General features: G+C 56.0%; 13 protein-coding genes and 1 pseudogene. 9 read left to right on the forward strand and 5 right to left on the reverse strand.

What is annotated here, in order from left to right:
* Position 1: 1 nt before the first annotated feature.
* The 3 genes from RHM62_RS18920 to RHM62_RS18930 form a co-directional block, all read right to left on the reverse strand.
* A complete protein-coding gene (locus RHM62_RS18920; RefSeq protein ID WP_322123567.1) occupies positions 2-1996 on the reverse strand; it encodes a M3 family metallopeptidase in 1995 nt (664 codons plus the stop codon).
* Complete coding sequence (locus tag RHM62_RS18925) at positions 1993-3783, reverse strand: ABC transporter substrate-binding protein (RefSeq protein ID WP_322123568.1); 1791 nt, start codon at positions 3781-3783, stop codon at positions 1993-1995. Before RHM62_RS18925 ends, RHM62_RS18920 begins: the two co-directional genes overlap by 4 nt.
* 90 nt (positions 3784-3873) lie before the next feature.
* Positions 3874-5661 carry an ABC transporter substrate-binding protein gene (locus RHM62_RS18930; protein WP_322123569.1) on the reverse strand — a complete coding sequence of 596 codons (1788 nt, stop codon included), beginning with the start codon at positions 5659-5661 and terminating at the stop codon, positions 3874-3876.
* A 547-nt stretch (positions 5662-6208) separates the two neighbouring features.
* Here RHM62_RS18930 and RHM62_RS18935 point away from each other — a divergent pair.
* From RHM62_RS18935 to RHM62_RS18970, 8 genes are all read left to right on the forward strand, one after another.
* Positions 6209-9007, forward strand: a complete 2799-nt coding sequence (locus tag RHM62_RS18935; RefSeq protein ID WP_322123570.1) for a TonB-dependent receptor — start codon at positions 6209-6211, stop codon at positions 9005-9007.
* A gap of 619 nt (positions 9008-9626) precedes the next feature.
* Complete coding sequence (locus tag RHM62_RS18940; RefSeq protein ID WP_322123571.1) at positions 9627-12479, forward strand: TonB-dependent receptor; 2853 nt, start codon at positions 9627-9629, stop codon at positions 12477-12479.
* A gap of 698 nt (positions 12480-13177) precedes the next feature.
* Positions 13178-15979 carry a TonB-dependent receptor domain-containing protein gene (locus tag RHM62_RS18945; protein ID WP_322123572.1) on the forward strand — a complete coding sequence of 934 codons (2802 nt, stop codon included), beginning with the start codon at positions 13178-13180 and terminating at the stop codon, positions 15977-15979.
* A gap of 563 nt (positions 15980-16542) precedes the next feature.
* Positions 16543-17214: a TonB family protein gene (locus RHM62_RS18950; RefSeq protein ID WP_322123573.1), complete on the forward strand. Its 672-nt coding sequence runs from the start codon at positions 16543-16545 to the stop codon at positions 17212-17214.
* 81 nt (positions 17215-17295) lie between these two features.
* A complete protein-coding gene (locus RHM62_RS18955) occupies positions 17296-18192 on the forward strand; it encodes a MotA/TolQ/ExbB proton channel family protein (RefSeq protein WP_322123574.1) in 897 nt (298 codons plus the stop codon).
* Between the two features lie 3 nt (positions 18193-18195).
* Positions 18196-18624 carry an ExbD/TolR family protein gene (locus tag RHM62_RS18960; protein ID WP_009664884.1) on the forward strand — a complete coding sequence of 143 codons (429 nt, stop codon included), beginning with the start codon at positions 18196-18198 and terminating at the stop codon, positions 18622-18624.
* A 29-nt stretch (positions 18625-18653) separates the two neighbouring features.
* Positions 18654-19079 (forward strand): ExbD/TolR family protein, encoded by a 426-nt coding sequence (locus RHM62_RS18965; RefSeq protein ID WP_322123575.1) that lies wholly within the window; start codon positions 18654-18656, stop codon positions 19077-19079.
* 77 nt (positions 19080-19156) lie between these two features.
* Positions 19157-20380, forward strand: a complete 1224-nt coding sequence (locus RHM62_RS18970) for a tetratricopeptide repeat protein (protein WP_322123576.1) — start codon at positions 19157-19159, stop codon at positions 20378-20380.
* A gap of 333 nt (positions 20381-20713) precedes the next feature.
* Here the strand turns inward: RHM62_RS18970 and RHM62_RS18975 are convergent, their stop codons facing one another.
* Together RHM62_RS18975 and RHM62_RS18980 are read right to left on the reverse strand one after the other, a co-directional pair.
* Positions 20714-20920: a hypothetical protein gene (locus RHM62_RS18975; RefSeq protein WP_322123577.1), complete on the reverse strand. Its 207-nt coding sequence runs from the start codon at positions 20918-20920 to the stop codon at positions 20714-20716.
* Between the two features lie 57 nt (positions 20921-20977).
* The gene (locus RHM62_RS18980) at positions 20978-21259 is read right to left on the reverse strand and encodes a hypothetical protein (protein ID WP_322123578.1); all 282 of its coding nucleotides are present in this window, start codon (positions 21257-21259) and stop codon (positions 20978-20980) included.
* An 849-nt stretch (positions 21260-22108) separates the two neighbouring features.
* Between RHM62_RS18980 and RHM62_RS18985 the strand changes: the two are divergent.
* Positions 22109-22276: pseudogene (locus RHM62_RS18985) on the forward strand (cytosine deaminase); the annotation flags it as partial.
* Positions 22277-22350: the final 74 nt, after the last annotated feature.

Here is a 22350-nt window from a genome sequence, read left to right on the forward strand (position 1 = left end):
CTCAGTGCAGCCGTTGGCCGGAAATTTCGTCGAAAAATGCCTTGCTGTCCGGTGCGCGTCCGAGGAATTCGCGCACCATGTCGGCACCGCGCACTTCACCGCCGCGCGACAGGATGGTCTGGCGATAACGCTGGCCGACGACCGGGTCCATCAGCTTGTTCTGGTACGCCGACAGCATGTCGAGGGCCAGCACTTCGGACCACATGTAGCCGTAATAGCCGGCCGAATAGCCGCCCATGATGTGACCGAACTGGCCGGGGAATTCGGTGCCGGCGACATGGCCGAGCGGGGTCGCGGCTTCCATCGTGTTCCAGATCGCCAGCGGATCGCCGGACTTCATGGTGTAGACGTTCATGTCATAACGCGCGTACAGCAACTGGCGGCCGTAGCGCAGACCGCGACCGAAGTTATGTGCTGCCGTCAGGCGCGACAACAAGGCATCGTCGACCACCGGACAAGGCGTGCTGCAGAAGTTTGCCAGCGATACCAGCGACTCCTTGCGACGCGCCCATTCTTGGTACATCTGCGACGGCGCTTCAACAAAATCGCGCTCGACGCGGGTGCCGGCCTGCGACACGTAACGGGTCTGCGACAGCACGCCATGCAGCACGTGGCCGAACTCGTGGACCATGGTTTCGAGTTCGTCGCTGGACAGGCCGGTGCGATTGAAATTGGTCACCAGTACCGATACCGGCGTGCGCTGCGCCAGCGTGCTGACACCACGGATGCCAAACGCAGCGGCATGGCCGTATTTGCCTTCGCGCGGGAACGGATCGAGATAAATGCCACCGATGCGCTGTGCCGATCTGGTGTCGAAGACATCGTAGTACTGGACGTCGGCATGCCAGACCGGGACCTCCACGCGGGTGAAGCTGACACCGTACAAGCGCGCCGAGACATCCATGATCCAGGCCAGCGCGGCCGGTGTCGGGAAGTACGCACGCAGCGCATTCTGGTCGACGTCGTAGCGCGCCTTCTTCAACTTCTGCTGCCAGTAACCGGCGTCCCAGCGTTCGATACGGGTGTCGGCCAAGGCGGTCTTCAGCGTCTCCGCCTTGAAGGCGCGCAGTTCGGCGATTTCCTTTTTCTCCAGCGCGGTGACTGCTGCCTGAACTTCATCAAGGAAGCCGAACACCGCTGCCGGTGTTTTTGCCATGCGACGGCGGATCACGTAATCGGCATAGGTCGGCAAACCGAACAGGCCGGCAAGTTCCTGGCGCAAGGCCATCGCTTCTTTCAGCATGGGTGGATTGGCCGTGGTGCCGCGATTGGTGTAGGCCGCCTGATAGCGCTTGCGGGCATTGGCATCGTCGGCGTATTCCATGAACGGCAGGTATTCCGGCGTGGCGTAACCGAGCAAATAATTACCCTTGTCGTCACGCTTGGCGCGCGCCAGATAATCGGCCGGCAAGCCGGTGACTTCCTGCGCGCTGAAGACTTGCTGCGTGCTGTTGTCGCGCACGTTGCGGGCGAAGGCTTGGCCGAGTTCTTCGAGCTGTTTCAGGATTTCTTTCAGGCGGACCTGCTGCGCCGGGGCGAGCGCGGCACCGGTGTCTTCAAGGCGGTCCAGCACATCCTGACGCAGCTTGGTTTCGATCGCATCACGCGGGGTGACGGCCTTGAATTGCGCGTACACGACCGGGTTCTGGTTCAGGTCGGTTTCGAACTGGCTGATGTCGACCAGGCAGGCTTCCATTGCGCTGCGGGTGGCCTTGTCCGGCGAGACATTGCTGAGGATATCGAACGGGCCTTCGACATCCTGCAAGGCGATCTGCAGGCGATTCCATTCGGCGAACAGGACGCCGGCATCACGCGCTTTTTCGGGTGGCAGCGCGGGCATCGCGGCGGCGCGCAGGCGCAAGTCGGCCAGGCCGGACTGGCACAAGGGCGCGACTTGCGCGGCATCGATCAGAGGAATCAGCGGACGGGCCGGTGCGGCACTCGCCAGCTGGCCAACCAGCATCAGCGAACTCAGGGTCAAGGTACGCAGCATCATTTGGTTTTCTCGATATCAAAGTACATCCACTCGCCATGCACGATCGGATGCTTCTTGAAGCCGATCACGCGCGCTTGCGCCACCATGTTGCGGTAGCGTGCATAGCCCAATCGCTGGGCCGAATACAGTTCCATGATGCGGGTCATCTTGTGATAAATCAGGTCGCGCTCGGGACCGTCCGGTAGCTTTTGCGAGGCCCGGTACAACTCGTCGTAGGCCGGAATCTTCACGCAGCCATTGTTGTTCTGGCCGGTGTTCGGGCCGTAGTACAACTGCATGAAATTATCGCCATCGGGATAGTCGGCAATCCATGGCGAGGTGCGGGTTTGCAGCTGGCAGGACTTTTCGGCTTTCAGCAAATCCGGGAACGGGCGCACGTCGCCGCTCATGCGGATGGCGATCGAGTCGTAGGTCTTCTTCCACATCTCGGTTTGCTGCTGGCCGGTGCTGTCGTTGCGGGCCGAATAGCGGATCGTGAATGGCTGGCCGTTGGGCAGGTTGCGGTAGCCGTCACCGCCTTTCTTGTAGCCGAATTTGTCGAGCAGGGCATTGGCGGCGACCGGGTCGTACTGGATCGAGCTCTTGTACGACGGGTCGTGACCGACCACGCCGGGCGGGATCGGATACTGCAGTGCGATGGCTTCACCATTCCAGACTAACCGGATTTCTTCTTCGACGTTATGCGCCATCGCGATGGCGCGACGCAGTGCGATGTGCTGTTTTTCGAATCCGCCCAGCACCGGGTCCTGCATGTTCCAGTAGTAGTAGCTCGATTCGGGGTCGACGATGCGCGAGAGCTGATAGCCCTTTTTGGCAAACTCGGGTTTGAGCTTGCCACCACTGAGCAGTTGCGGTGCCAGCGGTCCCTGCAATTCGAACAGGTCGATTTCATCATTCTGGAAAGCCAGCAGGCGTGACTGGTCTTCGACCATCACGGCGATCTCGACGCGACCGATCTGCGGCATGCGCTTGCCTTTCATTTTCGCGACGATGGCCGCGTCTTCAGGATCGCTGCCGGCCTTGAAGTCCCAGACATACCCGCGATAGGCCGGGCTGGCCGTCAGTGCGATGCGCGACGAGCGCACCCACTCGGTCAGGTGATACGGTCCGGTGCCGACCGGATTGGCCATGACCTGGCCACCGGTGTCGCGGTATTTTTCGATCACTTCGCGCGCGACGGCGCCAGTCGGCTGGTGCGCCAGGATCATGCCGAGGTTGAAGTCGGGCTGGGTCAGGCGGATGCGCAAGGTGTACGGATCAAGGAGTTCGAAGCCGGCGATCGGGCTGTCGTAGTCAAACTTGCCGGTCTTCTTGGCTTCTTTCGCGAGGTCGTCGAGACCGATGACCTTGCCCTCGAACAGCCAGGTGTGCGGCGAGGCCAGTTTCGGGTCGAACAGGCGACGGTATGAGTACACGTAATCGGCCATCGTCAGTTCGCGCGGCTTGCCGTTGAAGGCAGCGTCGGGATAAAAAAAGATGCCTTTTTTCAGGCGGATCGTATAGACCTTGCCTTCCTCGGTCACTTCCGGCATGCCATCGGCGGTCAGTGGAACGAGCTTGGCGGGCCGGGCCAGGTAATCGTAGGTATAGAGCGTCTCGAAGACCGACTGCAGTACTTGTGCCGAATACAGGTCACGGGCGATGGCCGGATCAAAACCGGTCTCGGCGGCCGGGAAGACATAGCGCAAGACCTTGCCGGGATCGGCCGGACTGGCCGCATGCGAAGCCAGCGGCAGCAGCGCGGCGGAGCCCGCGAAGATCAGGGTGCGTAACCAGAGTGATGTCATGTGTTTCCTAGCAGGTCAAAGCGATGTAAGTGTTCCCGGCGCAGGCGGACATGGCCGGTGCGCTCGCGAGCGCGTGCGCACCGCGGAGCCTCAACGCCCCTGCTCCACCAGCCGCTTGTCGATGTCGATGTATTCCCAACCGGAGTGCAGCAGCGGATGCTTCTTGAAGCCTAGCACCCACGGCCGGCTGACCCAGTTGCGGATGCGCAGTACGCCCAGCTTCCAGGCAGTATCGGCTTCCATCTGCCGGTTCATCTGCAGATACAAGGCCGTGCGTTCGGCACCCGGCGGCAGCGCGATGGCTTGCTTGAACAAGGCATCATAAGCGGCAGACTCGTAGCAGCCGTTGTTGCCCTGATGGGCGTTCGGTCCGTACAGCAGTTGCAGGAAATTTTCGCCATCCGGATAGTCGACGCTCCACGCACCGCCCCACATCATCAGCTCGCATTTGTTGGCGGCTTTCAGGTTGTCGGCAAAATTACTGACAGGATGTTCGGCACGGATGCCGATCTCGTCGAGTCCGCGCTTCCATAACTCGGCCAGCTCCTGATAGATCACCGATGCTTCGCGGTTGATTTTGAGCTTCAGCGGTTTGCCATCGGGCAGCGTGCGATAGCCGTCGGGACCGCGCTTGTAGCCGAAATGATCGAGCAATTTGTTGGCCAGTACCGGATCGTAGCCGATGCTACTGCGGTAGCCCGGATCGTAGCCGACTACGCCCGGCGGGATGACCATCTGGGCATCGATGGCCTGGCCGTGGCGGATGAGGGCGACGTCCTCGGCGGTGTTGTAGGACATCGCAATGGCACGCCGCAGCGCATTTTTTTCGATCGTATAGCCGCCGACTATCGGGTCATGCATGTTGAAGAAGGTGTAGCTGATGGCCGGCTCGGTGAAGCGCTGCAGGCGGATTTTTTGCGCGACGAATTCGGGCTTGAGCTTGGCACCATCGAGCGCGGTGCGCGAGGCCAGTTGCGGGATCCAGTCAATGTCGATCTGCTTGTCCTGGAAGGCCAGCCAACGCGCCTGCTCTTCTTCGATCACGCTGACTTCGATGCGGCCGACCTGCGGCATTTTTTTGCCCTTCATGTCGCGCACGATTTGCTGGTCCATCGGATCGGACGATGGCTCGAAATTCCAGACCGATCCGCGATAAACCGGATTGGCGACCAGGATGATCTTGCTGCGCGGGACATAGCGCTCCAGCATGTAGGCACCGGTGCCGACCGGATGCTGGCCGCTTTGTAGTCCATAAGCATCGATGACTTCGCGGGCGCTGCCGGCCAGTGCGCCGTAAGCGATCACGTACAGGAAGTTGTAGTCAGGGGCATTGAGTTGTATCTGCAAGGTGTAGCGGTCCGGCGTCTGCAAGCCGGTGACGGGCGCATCGTAATCAAACTTGCCGCTCTTTTTGGCGGCAGCGACAACGGCGTCCATGCCAACGATTTTGCCTTGCAGGAAACCGGCCGACGGCGAGCGGTTGGCCGGATCAAGCAATCGACGAAACGAGTAGGCGAAGTCTTGCGCAGTCAATTCACGCGGCTTGCCCTTGAAGGCAGGATCGTCGCTGAAGAAGATCCCTTTCTTGAGATGAAAGGTGTAGGTCTTGCCGCCATCGGTGACCTCGGGCATCGCCTCGGCAACTTTGGGCACGAGCTTGGCGGGACTGGCCAGGTAATCGTAGGTGAGCAGCGTTTCGTAGATGGATTCGGCGATCAGGCCGGAGTAATAGTTCGACGTACGCACCATGTCGAAACCATCATCGGCGGCCGGCATGGCGAAATGGATGACCTTGTCAGGATCGGCCGGACTGACGGCGCGGGCCGGGCCGGCAATTAGCAACAGGGTGACGCAGGCTTGCGCTACAAATTTCCACATCGATCGACATCCTTTATACGCTGCCGCCATGCGGGCCTGCCCTGAAAATGCCGGATGACATGACAGAACCGGATGGCCCGATTGATCGTTGGACCGTTACGAAACGGCATGTGGCCGAGACGTAAAAGGACGACACCATAACGCAAGTCAGCACGAATCGGGCACGTGAAAAATATATTTTCATGGTGCTGCGCACAAGAAACATTCACACCAATAGTCGTCGGCCATCAGTAGTCCACCAGGTGCTTTTAGCTATCGTAACGAGTTGTCCGGAATCGATTTATAAAATTTAGCGTTTTTTGATATTCGCCATATATCCCGACAGTAACCCCACCTCCTGCCAAGTATTCCCGCTGACCCGCAGCGCCATTTCCGCAGCAAATCGCCCGTTGCAATATCGCACATACCACTTTGGTCGCTAATTGACATGGACCGATACGCAATGGTTCCATTGCCCACCAATCGATTTCGATACGGATTGATTGTCAAGCGACGAAAGATCGCTTCCAACTAGTGATGTATGAATTTCCCCCCAAGGAGTGTGGCAATGATGATGGAAACCGTGATCTCGCGATCAATCCGGGTGATGTTTGCAGGTGGTGTGGTGCTGGGGCTGGGATTGACGACTGCCGCGCAAGCGCAGGAAGTCAGCTCGACGCAACGGGTTGAAGTTACCGGCTCGAGTATCAAGCGCATTGCCGCCGAAAGCTCGCTGCCTGTGACAACGCTGACCAAAGACGACATCGCCAAAAGTGGTGTAACGACCGTTGAAGCACTGCTGCAATCAGTGACCTCGACCTCGACGGCGGGTGCGACGCAAAATTCCCAGTTGGCCGGCTTGTCGACCTACGGTGCATCGAGCGTGTCGCTGCGTGGACTCGGTGACGCGCGCACGCTGGTGCTGGTCAACGGCAAACGCCTTGCCGTGTTCGCTGGTACCGGCGGTGCCGTTGACGTCAACTCGATTCCGTTCGGCGCGATCGAACGCGTTGAGATCCTGCGCGATGGTGCTTCCGGCGTGTACGGCAGCGATGCGGTCGCCGGCGTCGTCAACTTCATCCTGCGCCAGGATTACAAGGGCCTCGAAATGAGCGCCGGTTACAACGCCCCGACCCGCGGCGGCGGCACGACCCAGAAAGCCAGCATCCTGTTCGGGGCCGGCAACCTGGCCGAAGACCGCTTCAATGTCATGCTGTCCGGCGAGTTCGAAAAAGCCGAAGCCTTGTTTGGTCGTCAGCGCGACTTCGCCAACACCGGCAATATCGCCCCGTTCATCCAGTCGGCAGCCACCGAAACCGGTCGCATCGAAGGTATCTGGGTACCGGGTCAAACACTTGCACAGAACGCGCGCACCACAACAACTAATCCATACGGATATAGCTCCCGAGGCTATGGCAATCCAAAAGCACCAGCCAATTGCGCTGACATCTCGATGTTTTCATCCGGCAAAGGCGGTGTCGGCGGCGCGTATGACAATTGCAAATATGACTCGGCACCATTCGTTGGCCTGTTTCCGGAAGTCGAGCGCGTCAATCTTGTCGGTGCGGTGAAATTCCAGCTGACGCCAGATCATCAGATCTATGCCGATACGCTGTATGCGCGCAACAAGGTCGTCGAGACGTATCAGCCATCACCAGCCCGTATCGGATTTTTCCAGACCGATAATGCCTTCGCGGGCAGCGGCGTCGATGCGGCGCTATTGATCCGCCCTAGCAATCCGAACTACGGCACCTACATCACGCCCTACCTGCTGTCACACGGCCTGTCGGCAATGAATGGCCAGACCCTGGCAATTACCTTGCGTTCGTTCCTCGCCGGCTTCCGTCAAGAAACCGATGTTAATACCCAGTCACGCGTCAACGTCGGCATGAAAGGCGTGATCTTCAAGAGCTGGGACTACAACGTTTCGCTGATCGCCAACGAAGCCAAGACCGATGGCCGGTTAACTGACGGCTATTACTCGCAACTGGCGCTGGCGCGTGTCCTCAACGACCCGGCCAACAACTGGAATCCGTTTGCCGTCGGCGGCATCCAGGACGCGGCACTGACTGCCAAGCTGCAAGCCGCCAAATATACCGGCTCGACCATCACGGCCAAATCTAAAAGTACCGGCTTTGACAGTTCCGTCACCGGCACTCTGACCGATCTGCCGGCCGGACCGCTGCAACTGGCGACCGGTTTCAGTGTTCGCAAGGACAGCTATGCGGTCAACGTTCCTGACATCCTCGGCTCGGGTGACATTGCCGGCCTGGGCGGCGCGACCTTGCCGGTTGATGCCTCGCGTACTGTCCGTGCGCTGTTCGCAGAATTGAACATCCCTATCCTGAAGACCCTCGAAGGTAACGTCACGGCCCGCACCGACAGCTACAGCGACGTCGGCAGCACGACCAACGGCAAGGCCAGCTTGCGTTTCAGCCCGACCCAAACGATGCTGTTCCGTGCTTCGGTTGGCTCCGGATTCCGCGCACCGTCGCTGGTCGAACTGCATCGCCCGCAGTCGACCGGCGCGACCGAAGCCTTCATCGATCCTAAGTTTGTTGCAGATGGCCCGGTCCAGGCAGTTGCCATCATTGGTGGCAATCCGAACCTGAAGCCGGAGAAATCGAAGCAGGGTAGCGTCGGTATGGTGTTGCAGCCAATTTCCAGCGTCTCGATCGGCATCGACTACTTCAACATCAAGATCGACAACCTGATCGCCGCACCATCGGCGCTGTCGCTGGTCAATGCGGCCCGTGCCGGCAAACCACTGTACGGTCCGGATGACGTCGTATTTGCACCGGATGGCACCGTCGATACCGTCAAGCAGATTGGCCGCAATGCCAATGGCGCGACGGTCAGCGGATTCGATGTCGACCTGCGCTTCAAACAAGCGGTCGCTACAGGCAAGGTCTCGGTCGCCCTCAATGGCACCTATACCAGCAAGTACGATTACAAGACGCTGAACGGTACCCAGGGTAGTGTCGGGACCATCGTCCAGCCGGACGGTTCTCCCCTGGACATCGCTCAATCGGGAGTCGTGTTCCGCTGGAAGCACAACCTGGCATTCAACTACCAGAGCGGCCCATGGTCGACCACGCTGGTACAGAACTACCAGTCGGGCTACCGCGATGCCAACGACCTCAATGACAACCAGCATCATGTCGGCTCCCTGACACTTTATGATGCCCAAGTCGCCTATACCGGGATCAAGAACCTGACCCTCAGTGCCGGCATGCGCAACCTGTTTGACAAGAACCCGCCTATCTCGATCGGCAACGGTACGCAGTTCCAGGCAGGTTACGACCCGACTTATTACGATGCTCGGGCACGTACTGCTTACCTGACTGCAAACTATAAGTTCTTCTGATCGGCATAAAACCGTGGGGTACGTGGAAGGCCACTCCCGCGTACCAGATGCCTGATTAAATATAAAGACAGGATCACCCGCCATCCGTGCGGGGCAGATCCGACAAAATGCCAGAACACCAGCGCCGGGTAATTTACCGGCGTTTTTTTGTTTACTTGCTCAATGGCAGCCAGCCTGCCAGCGCGTATCACCCTCACCGCCACCACGTTATCGCTGGATAAAAAATATATTTCGATGCTGCTGCGCACAAGATTGCAAGCCAGTTCATCCCGCTCAACCGGTATAGAGTTCCCCACGTAAAAGTATCGCAACGGCAATTCTTTTATCGATATATAAAATTCAGCTTCTAGCGTCAATCACCATACAAACACACTGACACCCTTTCCTGAGCAGGGAAATTCATCTGCGGAATCGCGGCTTTCATCGCTAAAAACCACCGTTGTTTTATTGAACTACAACCATCGGTCACTCAACTTTTCGTACTGACACAATCGAGTTTCAAATGGTTCCATGTTCTGCGTAAACTCAATTTCCAAAAGAGATTGTTTTTCGGGCCGGCAATAGCCAGCAAATAAAAATCGATTGTTAAAAAATACACCCCCCCCGAAGGAGATTGGCAATGATGAAGGAAACCGTATTGTCGCGATCGATGCGCCTGATGTTCTCAGGCAGCGTCGTCATGGGTCTGGGCATGATCGCCATGCCCGTCCTCGCACAGGAAGCAGCTGCTACACAACGCGTTGAAGTGACCGGTTCTAACATCCGTCGGGCGCAGGCAGAAACTGCTTCCGCCGTACAGGTCCTGAGCCGTACGGACATCGAGAAATCCGGCAAAGCCAGCGTTGCTGAATTGCTGCAATCACTCGCCGTCGACAACCAGGGCTCAGTGCCGACAACCTTCGGCAACGGTTTTGCTGCGGGCGCATCGGGCATCTCGCTGCGCGGCCTCGGTACTGCATCGACGCTGGTGCTGGTCAATGGCCGTCGTGTTGCACCGTATGGTCTGGCCGATGATGGTCAAAAAGTGTTTGCCGACTTGAACCTGATTCCACTGGAAGCGGTCGAGCGTGTTGAAATCCTGAAAGACGGTGCATCGGCTATTTACGGTTCCGACGCGATTGCCGGCGTCGTCAACGTCATCCTGCGCAAGGATTACAAAGGCACCACCGCCAAAGTCAGCTACGGTCAGACTACCGGCTACAGCGACGGCAAAGACGTACGCGCCACTATCACCCACGGTTTTGGCGATATCGATACAGACAAATACAACGTCTTGTTGAATTTTGAATATGGCAACAAGGGCGATGCGAATTACCGTGATCGCAGTGACCGCCGTTATGTCGGCAAATCCGACTTGCGGCCCTACGGGTTCAGTGCACAGGAAAGCCTCAGTGGCGCCGGTGCGATCATTGACAACAATCTGGCCGGTAGTGCCGTCAATGGCAACGTCCGCAATCCGAGGACTCTGGATTATTACAACCGCGGCAACCTTGCCGGCGTCGGTTTCACCCGGCTCTTCCCGGGTGCTGCCTGCGGTAATTTCACGACCCATCCGCAAGGCGATCCACTCGGTGGCTGCCTGACCGACACGGCGCAACAGTACAACCAGATTCAACCGAAGCAGGAGACCTTTAACTTCTTCGGCCGTGGCACCCGCCAGATCACCCCGGATCTGCAAGCCTACGTGGAATACAACCTGTACAAAAGCAATTCGGTATCGTCGTCAACACCATCAGGTGTCAGCGGCAGCGTCGGCTACCCGGGCGGACCTGTCAGCAATGCGTCTGTTGCCCTAGGCGCAGCCCATCCTGACAATCCGTACTTCGGTACAGCGGCACGCTTGCGCTATTACGCGGCAGATGTCGGCCCGCGCGTGAGCACCATTGACTCGACATTCACGCGTTTGGTCGCCGGCTTGAAAGGCACCCAGGGAGCATGGGATTTCGATACTGCTTTCCTGTACTCGGAAAACAAAGTTTCGAATGAGCGTACCGGCTATCTGGCACGCGCGGCAACATTTGCACTGCTGAACCCGACGGTAGCTAACGTCGCTGCAGCCCGTGCAAAAAGTGCTGCCTACGCAGCCCTGCCTGCCGGCACCTACTGGCGTATTGCCGAGAACGCCGGCCTGAATTCAGCGGCTGTTTATGCAGCACTGTCGCCAGTCGTCAGCAACGACGCCAAGACGCAAGTGACGCAAATCGATTTCAAGGCATCCCGCGAACTCGGCAAGCTTGACGGTGGCAATATCGGCTTGGCAGTTGGCGGCGAATTCCGTCACGAGTCAGTCAAGCTCGATCCATCAAGCGGCACCGAAACCGGCGACGTCATCGGCCTGGGTTACTCCGCTTACAAAGGCAGCCGCAATGTCGGCGCTCTGTATGCAGAGATGCTCGCACCGGTTACTAAATCTCTGGAATTGTCGGCCGCTGTTCGTGCTGACCGCTATTCCGATGTGGGCAACGCTTTCACGCCAAAAGTCGGCGCAAAGTGGACCCCCGTGAAGGAATTCGCTATCCGCGGCACCTTGGCTCGCGGCTTCCGCGCACCGAGTGCAGCTGAAAACGGCGAAGGCGGCCTGGCTGCTTTCTCGAGCGCGATCGATCCTACCCGATGCGCATTGGGCGTGACCTCGGCTTGCTCACCAGCGAGCGTCGCTGTCATCACATCGCCTAACAAAAACCTGCAACCAGAAAAATCCGAGAGCACGACCCTCGGTTTCGTCTGGGATCCACTGCCGAAAACCAGCCTGTCCCTCGATTTCTTCCAGATCAAACGGAAGAACGAAATCAACCAGGAACAAACGTCGGCTTCGATTGCAGCAGGTCAGGTTTCACGCGATCCATCGACTGCAACAGCAATTCCGGGTGATCCAGGTGGCATTACTGCCGTGCTCGCAAAGTATGTCAACTCTGCATCCACCACTGTCCAGGGTGCAGACCTTGACTTCCGTCAGGGCTTTGATTTGGGTACAGGCAACGGCAAGCTGACGGTCGATGCAAAGTGGACGCATCTGTTCAAATTCATGCGCAAGGAAAAAGACGGCTCCGAGTATGACTTTGCAGGTACGCACGGTAATTGCGACGTCACCAACTGTATCGGTACGCCAGCAGACCGCGTCAACCTGGGTGCTAGCTGGGAACGTGATGCCATTCGCGTTTCGACCATCGTCAACTACCGCGGCAAGCTGGATAACAAGTTGTTCAAGAACGATCCGGCCGGTTGCGCCAGCTTTTTTGCTGACGGTACCGACGCGCCTAGTGGCTGCAAACTGGCGTCCTTCACCACGGTCGACTTGAGTTTCCGCTGGTTGGCCAATAAGAACGTCGAAGTCTTTGGCACGATCCAAAACCTGTTTGACCGGATCCCACCACTCGATCCACTGACCTACGGTGCCCAGTCGTACAACCCGCTGGACTACAGCGGCGCGCTCGGCCGTTACCTGAACGTCGGCGTCAAATACAAGTTCTGATGCAGCACAATGCATAAGTCAGCCACCTAGCCGGCAACGGCGGGAACCTGATAGCAGCAATATCTTGGCCCGGGACATGTTCCCGGGCTTTTTTGTTTCCGCGACCTAACCGGGAGAGTCAACCCGATATTGCATTGAGCAGATGACGCGCACCGTGGACTCGCAAGACGACAGGGCACGACCAACATGCGCAGATCAAATGGATGCCGGAAGCATCTTGCCAGTCAAACAAGCCGATTGACCGGAAGCTTCAAAATGACAGTCAATGACGTCACGCGCCGCCCTATCCCCGCAGTCAAAAAAATATATTTATATGCTGCCCTGCACAAGAAGTGACAGGTACGCCCTCCTCTCCGGCGGACATAAAGGTCATCGCTAAAAAGTATCGCGATGGCTCTTCTCTTACGAAACCATAAAATTCTGGCATTGCCGGTAATGACCAAATATCTGCTCCGGTGGCTTGCCGGAAGCAGGCACACCAAGCCCGTCAAACCTACTTTTCGTGAATGACAACCATCGTTGTTTTATTGGGCTACAACCATTCATCACTCTGGTTTTGGCACTGACACGGTCTTGCTTCAAATGGTTTCATATATTTCACAACATCAATTTCCCAAAGAAATTGCCTGTCGAGCCGGCAATAGCCAGCGAATAAAAATTAGCTTTTAAAAAAGCACCCCCCCCTGAGGAGTTTGAAAATGATGATGGAAACCGTGTTATCGCGTTCTATACGCCTGATGCTTGCAAGCGGAATGATGATGAGTCTTGGACTTTCAGTCACGGCGCAAGCGCAGGAGGCCGCCGCGACGCAACGCGTTGAGGTTACCGGCTCGAGTATTAAGCGGATCGCTGCAGAAGGCGCATTACCTGTGACAATCGTCACCGCAGCAGAAATTCGCGCGCTGGGTGTCACGTCAGCCGTTGATCTGATTAAAAAATTGACTGCAGTACAGGGCTCAACTGGCGAATCGGCCTCGGTAGGCGGTGCATCGTATGGCTTTTCAGGGGTATCGATTCATAACATCGGAGAAAGCCGCACGCTGGTCCTGTTGAACGGCCGGCGCCTGGCACAATTCGGTGGCCAGACCCTCACCGGTTTTGCAGCTGGCTTTGATCTGAATGCCATTCCGTTATCAGCGATCGAGCGCGTCGAAATTCTGACTGATGGTGCTTCTGCGCTGTACGGTGCCGACGCAATTGCCGGCGTCGTCAACTTCATTACCAAACACAACTCGACCGATGGCGACATCACGCTGGGCTACTCCGCACCGGCGAACGGCGCGGTCGAAAAGCGCTTTAGCGCAACTAAGGGTTATGGTTCGATGATCGATGACGGCTTCAATGTCACGATGACATTTGGCCACGATGAGAGAACTAACTTGAAGTCCGTAGACCGCAGCTTCGCGGATACCGGCAAGCGGACTTTTACTCAGAACGGCAAGAGCTATCAAAAGCAGCAATTTTCACCAAGCCCGATACCAGCCAATGCGCTCGATGACAATGGACAACTGATTAGCCCGTTTCAAAAGACCACCGGTGCTTGCCCGTCTAAAACGTTTCGTGTCATTGAGCCTTACAACGATGGCTCCGGGCTAGTTGATGACTACTGCGGCTACGATTTCGTCAAGGATTTGCAAATCTATCCTGAGCGCAAGCGCGACAGCTTCATGGCATCGATCACCAAGAAAATTGGCGACAATGAAGTCTATGCCGACCTTTTGCTCTCGCGCACTACGCAGATCTCACGGATTGCGGCAGTCCCGGGTGGCGTCAGCATCCCTGCCGGCTCGGCGCTGCACAATAAATATCTGCTTCCATTAGGTATTACCAACGATAGCCTTGCGTTCTATCGCCTCGCGGACATGGGCCAACGTACCAGCAGGGATACGTCCGAATTTTCGAATATCGTGGTCGGGACACGCGGCGTGCTCTCCAGCTGGGACTACAACCTTGCCTACAATCACTCTGAGAGCAATGTAAAAGGTAATATCTCCGGCTACCCGGGTGCGCTGGCAGTGCGGAAATTAACTTCCAGCGGGCTGCTCGACCCTTTTGTCGGACCTGGTCAGCAATCGGCAGCTGCCAACGCGGCCATTGCAGGTGCACGGTACGACGGCTACTGGGATGGCGGGGTATCCAAACTGGATACCTTAACCCTGAACGGTTCGCGTGAACTGATGCGACTTGCCGGCGGCGCGATGATGCTGGGCATGGGGATCAATTTCAACAAGGAAGCATTCGAATCCAAGCCTAGCTTGTTCGCGCAAGCCAAGCTATCCGATCCGGTTGCCGGTACGCTGTGCGATGGTACTGCAGCCAATCCCTGCGATCAGCGCTTCGGTGACGAATCCTCCGTACCGCCTTATTCGGCAAGCCGTATTTCAAAAGGCATCTTTGGCGAACTCATCATCCCATTGAGCAAAACAGTTGAGCTTGGTGCGGCTACCCGTCTCGATAGCTACTCGGACTTTGGTAGTGCCGTCACAGCAAAAGCAAGCGTACGCTGGACACCGGTCGCTTCCGTCCTGGTACGTGCCTCTGCAGGCAACGGCTTCCATGCACCCACCGTACCGCAGGTCAATGGCGTCCAGCAGAGCTATGGCGTTACGAGCAATAAATACACGTGTACCAGCGCACTCCAAGCCACCGCCACTGCGTTTGGTGGAATATGTCAGCCAGGCAACAAGCAATACGATCTGCTTGCCGGTGGCAATTCCTCGCTTCAGCCAGAGAAATCCAAGCAGGCAACGTTGGGTATTCGTTTCGAGCCGAATAGCGCATTATCGATGGGTGCGGATCTCTGGCACGTTCAAATCCGTGATGTGTTCGGTCAATTAACGGAAGATCTGGTGTTTGCCAATCCTGGACAATTCAATAGTTCATGGACCACCAAGCGGGATACCGGAACCGGCTCCACCTATTTGGCATTTTTGTCGAACAACCAGAACCTGGGTAAGTCGTACTCGACAGGCCTGGACCTCGACTTCACCGCGCGTGCCAAAACCTCGTTCGGCCAATTGTCATCGCAGTTGAGCGTGACCCACATGCTGCGTGAAGTTACCCAGCTGGAAAAAAATGGCGCGTATTACTCCGCTCTCGGCAACTTCGCAGAACTGGGCAGCGTCAGCTTCCGCACTCAAGGTCGCCTGACAACCGGCCTGCAAAGCGGTCAGTTCGCCACCACATTGGCGCTGAACTTCAAGTCCGGTTATCAGGATCAGGCCACCAGTGTCGAGGTACTTGACGCAGCAGGCGCGGCAACAGGGACGGAGACGATTCGCAAACAAGTCGGCTACTTCAGCACATGGGATGCACAGACCGTCTGGACTCCGAGCAAAACATGGACCGTCACAGGCGGCATCCTGAACGTGTTTGATCACCAGCCACCGTTCGTCCCGTCGACCTCGGGTGCCAACCGCGGCCAGCAATTTGGCTACGATGACCGTTACTACGATGCACGTGGTCGGACGATGTACGTCAACGCGTCCTACAAGTTCTGATGCAACACAGCGCATAAGTCAGCAATATGGCCGGCAACGGCTATAAATTGGGACTGACAACACCTTGGCCCGGGACACGTTTCCGGGCTTTTTCATGTCTGCCTGGCTAGCAGTAGAACCCGATACGCAGCGAGTGCCCGCATCGCCGTCTGCTGATTGGACAATTGCGCTTAACAAGACCCGTAAAAGGACCCTCCCGGCTCCTGAAAATCCTGCCCGCCGAACCGAAATTACTGAGCAATAACCACCACCGACTAGCGCGTAAAATTCGCTTTCCGATCGCATCGCCCCCGTCTGCGACCTCGATGACTCCATTAAACTAAATAATGTACTGAAATAATTGCCCGAAAGAAAAAAATAGGCCCGCAAGAATGCTATTTGACTTATAAAAACGTCGCTATCTCATTGATTAAATAAGGTTTATATTTTTATTGCCACAAGAACGCAGCTATGTATAATCCTGCCTTGGCCAGACTGCACGATGCCTGCGGCCCCTGGATCAGAATGCAACCCTACCGGGTTTCGAGACGAAAAAAATGTACTGGTAATGGAGGAGTTAAGGCATGGATTTCTCGCAGAAAGAACATAACCCCGCGAAAAAATTTGGCGGTCTCGCGGCTGTCATACTTCTGCACTTGTTTATCGTTTATGCCCTGGTATCCGGCCTGGCCCGCAAAGCGGTCGAAGTCATCACACAACCAGTGGAAACCAAGCTGATCGAAGAGATCAAGCCGCCACCACCACCACCCGATTTGCCCCAGCCGCCACCGCCACCTAAAATGGTCGCACCGCCACCACCGTTCATTCCGCCACCGGAAATCCAGGTCAGCACGCCGCCGCCAGTCAATGCCATCGTGGCCGTCTCAACGGTGAAACCGGACAATCCTGTGATGCCTGCGCCGAGCGTACCGGTCAGCACCGCGCCGGCAGTTTCGACGGCACCGTCCGGCCCGCCGGTTGTGGTGGCAGGAATCAATGATTTGAACAGCTGCAAACCCGACTATCCGCGTGCGTCACTGATTGCCGAAGAAACAGGCGTTACCCGGGTTGAATTTACAGTGAGCCCGTCCGGGCAAATGCTGGATGCAAAAATCAAGAAAACCAGCGGTTCGCGCAATCTGGATCGCGCTGCCGTATCAGGCCTGAGCCGGTGCAAGTTCAATCCGGGTACACAGGATGGCAAGGCCGTGCAGTCCACGTTTTCGGTGGAATATGTGTGGAAGCTGGACAATTAGTAACGCTCTGCCAATCGCTGCAGGTTTGGTTTGGTTGGATTACATCAAAACGACGTACCCGTTTATTAAATTGGAGAAAGCATGTTTTTATCATCCCGTTTGTCTGCTTTTGCTGCAGCGCTATTGATTTCTGTCACTTCTGCAGCCGCGTTACTGGCACCGCAAACGGCGCTTGCCGCTGAATCGGTACCTGTCATGCTGGCCCAGGCCACCACTGAAGTGGCGTCACCAACTGCAGCACCAATGACCGATCCGGCCGCTGGCACCGCTACGGCGTCGATTGCTCCGACCACCGAGAAAGTCGAAAACCCGTACGGCCTCGACGCTCTCTGGAAAGGCGGCGACATCGTTGCCCGCGGCACGTTGGTCATCCTTGTGTTGATGTCGATGAGCAGCTGGTACGTGATCATCACGAAGCTGATCGACCAGGTCAAACTGGGCGGTCAGGCCGCCGAAGCCGGCAAGAAATTCTGGGATGCCAAGACTGTTGATGCAGGCACGGCTTCGCTGAAAGAAGGCAGCCCGTTCCGCTTCATCGCCGAAACCGGCATCAAGTCGACGGAGCACAAGGAAGGTGCATTGCTGGAACATATCGACCTCAACACCTGGGTGACGATGTCCATCCAGCGCGCTGTCGAAAAAGTGCAAAGCCGTCTGCAAGATGGTTTGGCGTTGCTGGCTACCGTTGGTTCGACCGCACCATTCGTTGGCTTATTTGGTACCGTTTGGGGTATCTACAACGCCTTGACCGCCATTGGTATCGCTGGTCAGGCGTCGATCGACAAGGTTGCCGGTCCGGTTGGTGAAGCGCTGATCATGACGGCCATTGGCCTGGGTGTCGCCGTTCCAGCAGTACTGGGTTACAACTTCCTGGTCCGCCGTAACAAGACCGCGATGGAAAATGTCCGTACCTTCAGCTCAGACCTGCACTCGGTCCTGCTGTCCGGCGTGATGTCGACCGCAAACAAAAAAGGCTAATCGATGGCGATGAATCTCGGCTCTTCGGATAGTGATGAAGACGAGGTGATCGCCACGATCAACACGACGCCACTGGTAGACGTCATGTTGGTCCTGCTGATCATTTTTCTGATCACGATTCCAGTGGTAACGCACACCGTCCCGGTGAAACTGCCGTCCGAAGTCAACATGCCGTACAAGACCAAGCCGGAGAACATCAATCTGGCAGTCAACAAGGATGGCGACATGTTCTGGAATGAGCAGCCGGTAGCAGATACCACCGCGCTATTGGCGCGCCTGAAGACAATTGCAGTGATGACGCCGCAACCGGAATTGCATATCCGCGGTGACCAGAACACCCGCTACGAGTACATCGGCAAGGTGATCCTGACAGCGCAGCGCGCTGGCATTGTCAAAGTGGGGTTCATTACCGAACCGCCACCGCGCAGCTAACCGGCTAACCCGCCAACGAGGAGCAAGCGATGGGAATGAATATGGGATCAAGTGGCGGTGATGACGAGCCAATGATCGAAATGAACATGACGCCGTTGATCGACGTCATGCTGGTGCTGATCATCATGCTGATCATCACGATTCCGATCCAGAATCATGCGATCAATCTGAATATGCCATCCGGCACACCGCCACCACCAACAGCACCGCCAGTGGTGGTCACGGTGGATGTTGACTTCGATGGGACGGTGCTGTGGGATGGCGTCGTGGTACCGGATCGCGCCACTCTGGAATCGAAGCTGCAGGCGATTGCCAACACGCCGACCCAACCGGAAGTGCATCTGCGTCCGAACAAGCTGGTGCCGTACAAGTCGGTGGCCGCCGTGATGGCCTCGGCACAACGGTTGGGAGTAACCAAAATCGGTATGGTTGGGAATGAACAGTTTCTACAATAATTTGAAGCACGTCAGTTGATTACACGGCAGGGGTCTTCCTCTGCCGTTTTTGCTTGGCCCGTCAGAAAGGTTCCGTCATGTCCAATTTTCGCCTTACCCGTCTTGCCGTTTTGCTCATCGCCATCGGCTTCAGTCCGCTTACCGAAGCGCAGGAAACCGTCCGTGCCGAACTCGGCAAACCGCTGCAACAGGCCCAGGACATGATGCGCGCGCAACGCTACAAGGAAGCGCTTGCCAAGGTGCGTGATGCTGACCGGATTGGCGCAAAAAATCCGGCCGAACAGCTGATGCTGGATCGGATGCGTGGCGCAGCAGCGCAAGGTGCTGGCGACAACGCGACGGCGGCCAAATCCTACGAGGCAGCCATCAACTCCGGTAAGATGCCTGCCGGTGATAACGTCAAGCTGATGCAGGCATTGGCCATCTTGTACTACCGCGCCCAGGATTATGCCAAGTCGCAGGTCTGGATCCAGCGCTATATCAAGGAAGGCGGTACCGATCCGCAAGTGCGCGGCTTGCTGGCACAAACCTACTTTCTGAACAACGACTTTGCCAAGGCGCAAAAGGAATTGCAAGCGACGATAGCGGCTGATGAAAAGGCCGGGCGTACCCCCGCTGAGGAAACCTACCAGCTACTGGTAAGCACTGCGCTCAAGCAAAACGATACCGGGGCTTATGTGCAGACGATGGAAAAGTTGGTTCGTGCTTATCCCAAAAAACAGTATTGGTCCGAGCTGGTTAACCGACTTGCCAGCAAGAAGGGCTTTTCAGATCGCTTCACGCTGGACGTGTTCCGCTTGCGTCTGGCCGGTGGCCTGCTGAAAACCGCCAATGACTACATGGAGATGTCGCAGCTGGCATTGCAAGCTGGCTACGCAGCCGAAGGCAAGAAGATCGCCGACATGGGATTCAAGGCCGGCATCCTCGGCGTTGGTGCCGAAGCGCCGCGTCAGAAGCGCTTGCTCGACCTAGCCAACAAGAACGCTGCCGCCGAAAAAGCAGGCTTCGCCACTGCCGAAGCGGACGCCTTAGCCAGCAAGGACGGTACGGATATGGTTAATGTTGGCTTTGGACTGGTCGCTGCCGGACAGGCAGACAAGGGTCTGGCGCTGATCGAGAGTGGCATCAAGAAAGGCAACCTGAAACGGCTCGATGATGCGCGTCTGCACCTCGGTGTGGCCTACGCCAGCGTTGGCAAGAAAGACCTCGCTATTAAAGCGTTCAAGTCCGTACAAGGCGCCGACGGCGCGGCTGATTTGGCTCGATTGTGGATTGTGCAGACAACAACGCCGATGAACTGAGAACCTGATTGATTGGTGCATCACTCGAGTGATCTTTTACAGGTTTACAACCTTTAAATCTGGCATTTTTAGCATTGCTACTGCACAGTTCCTGATTGCCTACTACACAGCTATAAAATTTCTGGGCTGGCAAAAACTTCTTTAATCCAAACCCAGGCTAAAAGTAGAAGCGGCGTTAAGGAATAACTGACAGCACTTTAGTGTCAACTTGGTACTTTTTAAGGTTATTAATGAGTGTGGGTGCTCCACCATCAAATTCGGTGACCACACTCATGTGGCGCGAGTCTTCGGGACGGACTAGTTTATAACAAAGTGCCCTGGTCCGAAATCAGGTTAACTTAGCTGATTAGCTGCTTCAGCAAGTTTAGACATCCCTTTTACCTTCGCCATTGCATTGTTTTGTGCAGCCCGATAGAGCGCATCATCAGCTGCTTGCTGTGTAAGTGCTTGCATTTTCCTACTCGCTTCAATCTGTTGTCTCAGGTTATATTCATTGTTTGCAGACGTATCTGCTATATATTGCTCTATTGAGAAGGCCATAACTACTCCATCAAAATGACGTTAATAAATAAATTAATTCATTTTCTTTTATAAGACTTATATTTGATTCCAGATATCTGCTGCTGCAGAAGCCCGCTTCGCAGTAGCTGTTGCAGCTTTTTCTACAAATGACCACAAACCCTCAAGTATTGCAGATCTTTTCATTTCTGCAGCCATAACGGCACCTTGATATGCGTCTTCGGCCATCTGCTGATTGAGTTTAAGCGTTTCTGCCGCCAACGCTGCTTGTGCTCCCAACGACAATACATCTAATAATCCAGCCATAATATTTACTCCTTTAAAATCGACAATATTAAGTTGTAATGAAGTTTTGCCCATCTACTAGATAAGTGTTGACGACACGGAGATGGTTCCTGGGGAACCACTGGATCAGCCCGTCGTGTACATACTTAAAGCTTTATCAGCGCACAGAATTCACTGTCCCGAGAGGAACATCCTCGATCATTGCGAACGGCTTGCACGGATAGCCAACAGCGGATGCCGTCTGAGACCCCGGCTTGATCCGAGATGATGATGGCTTTTCGGAGTTATCTAAAACCAAACGAGGTCACCTAGCGTTCGAGAGCAAATGAAAATGCGAACACGAAGCTAAACGAGGAACGAAATTTGCTGATCAGGAAACGTATTTGCATGAATGGCAAAGCACGGGACAGCCGAACTGGATTCCGGTCACGTTGCTACCAACCTGAGATTGTCGAACGCGGTTACCACGCCAGACAGAGTCAATTACGTTCACTCACACGGGTGTTGCCGCCTTAGCGGCGATCAAGACAGTTGTTCAGCTCAACTAAGTCTTCGCTAAAGGCTTCAATGCAGCCATATTGAAGAGGTGACCGAATTCGACTTTGTCGAACAATGCAAGAACGTCATGGTAGTCAGACCGAACGGCGTGAGCAAGACGCATCTGTTGGTGACACACGGATGCGGGGCTATGTAGGCTGGCAGAAAAACTCGTATCCACTAGCCTTATATCGTACTTGTCGCCAACGACAGCTATCGGCTCAAAATCAGTCCCATGCCGGGATTGTGCAACTGGACAGAAACGAAAGCACAGTATGATTAAAGTCAATGGAATAGCAGCACACCGACGAGGGTTAGGCAATTGGGAGTGGCGGTTTTACGCAGCTGACGATACAAAACCTATATCAGTTTTGAATCGTTGTTGAAGACATCGTAGTGCTGCAAGCGCGCGATAGTATTGAAGCGATCCGCTTGCGCGCAACGCGTCTTGTGGTGATGCGCGCAGGCAAGGTGATCTCACGTACGCCGGCGGCGATTGCGATGGTGGATTTGCCAGGTCGACCTTCGATGGTGTATTGGAGGGTAGGTCGATAAATCGCCATCCGGCACACGGCGGTTGAGGGAATGGTCGTCAATTTTCCTTTGCTTTTTCTGCCGCGCCAATGCAA

It is taken from the genome of Actimicrobium sp. CCC2.4 (assembly GCF_034347385.1).
GTDB lineage: Bacteria > Pseudomonadota > Gammaproteobacteria > Burkholderiales > Burkholderiaceae_D > Actimicrobium.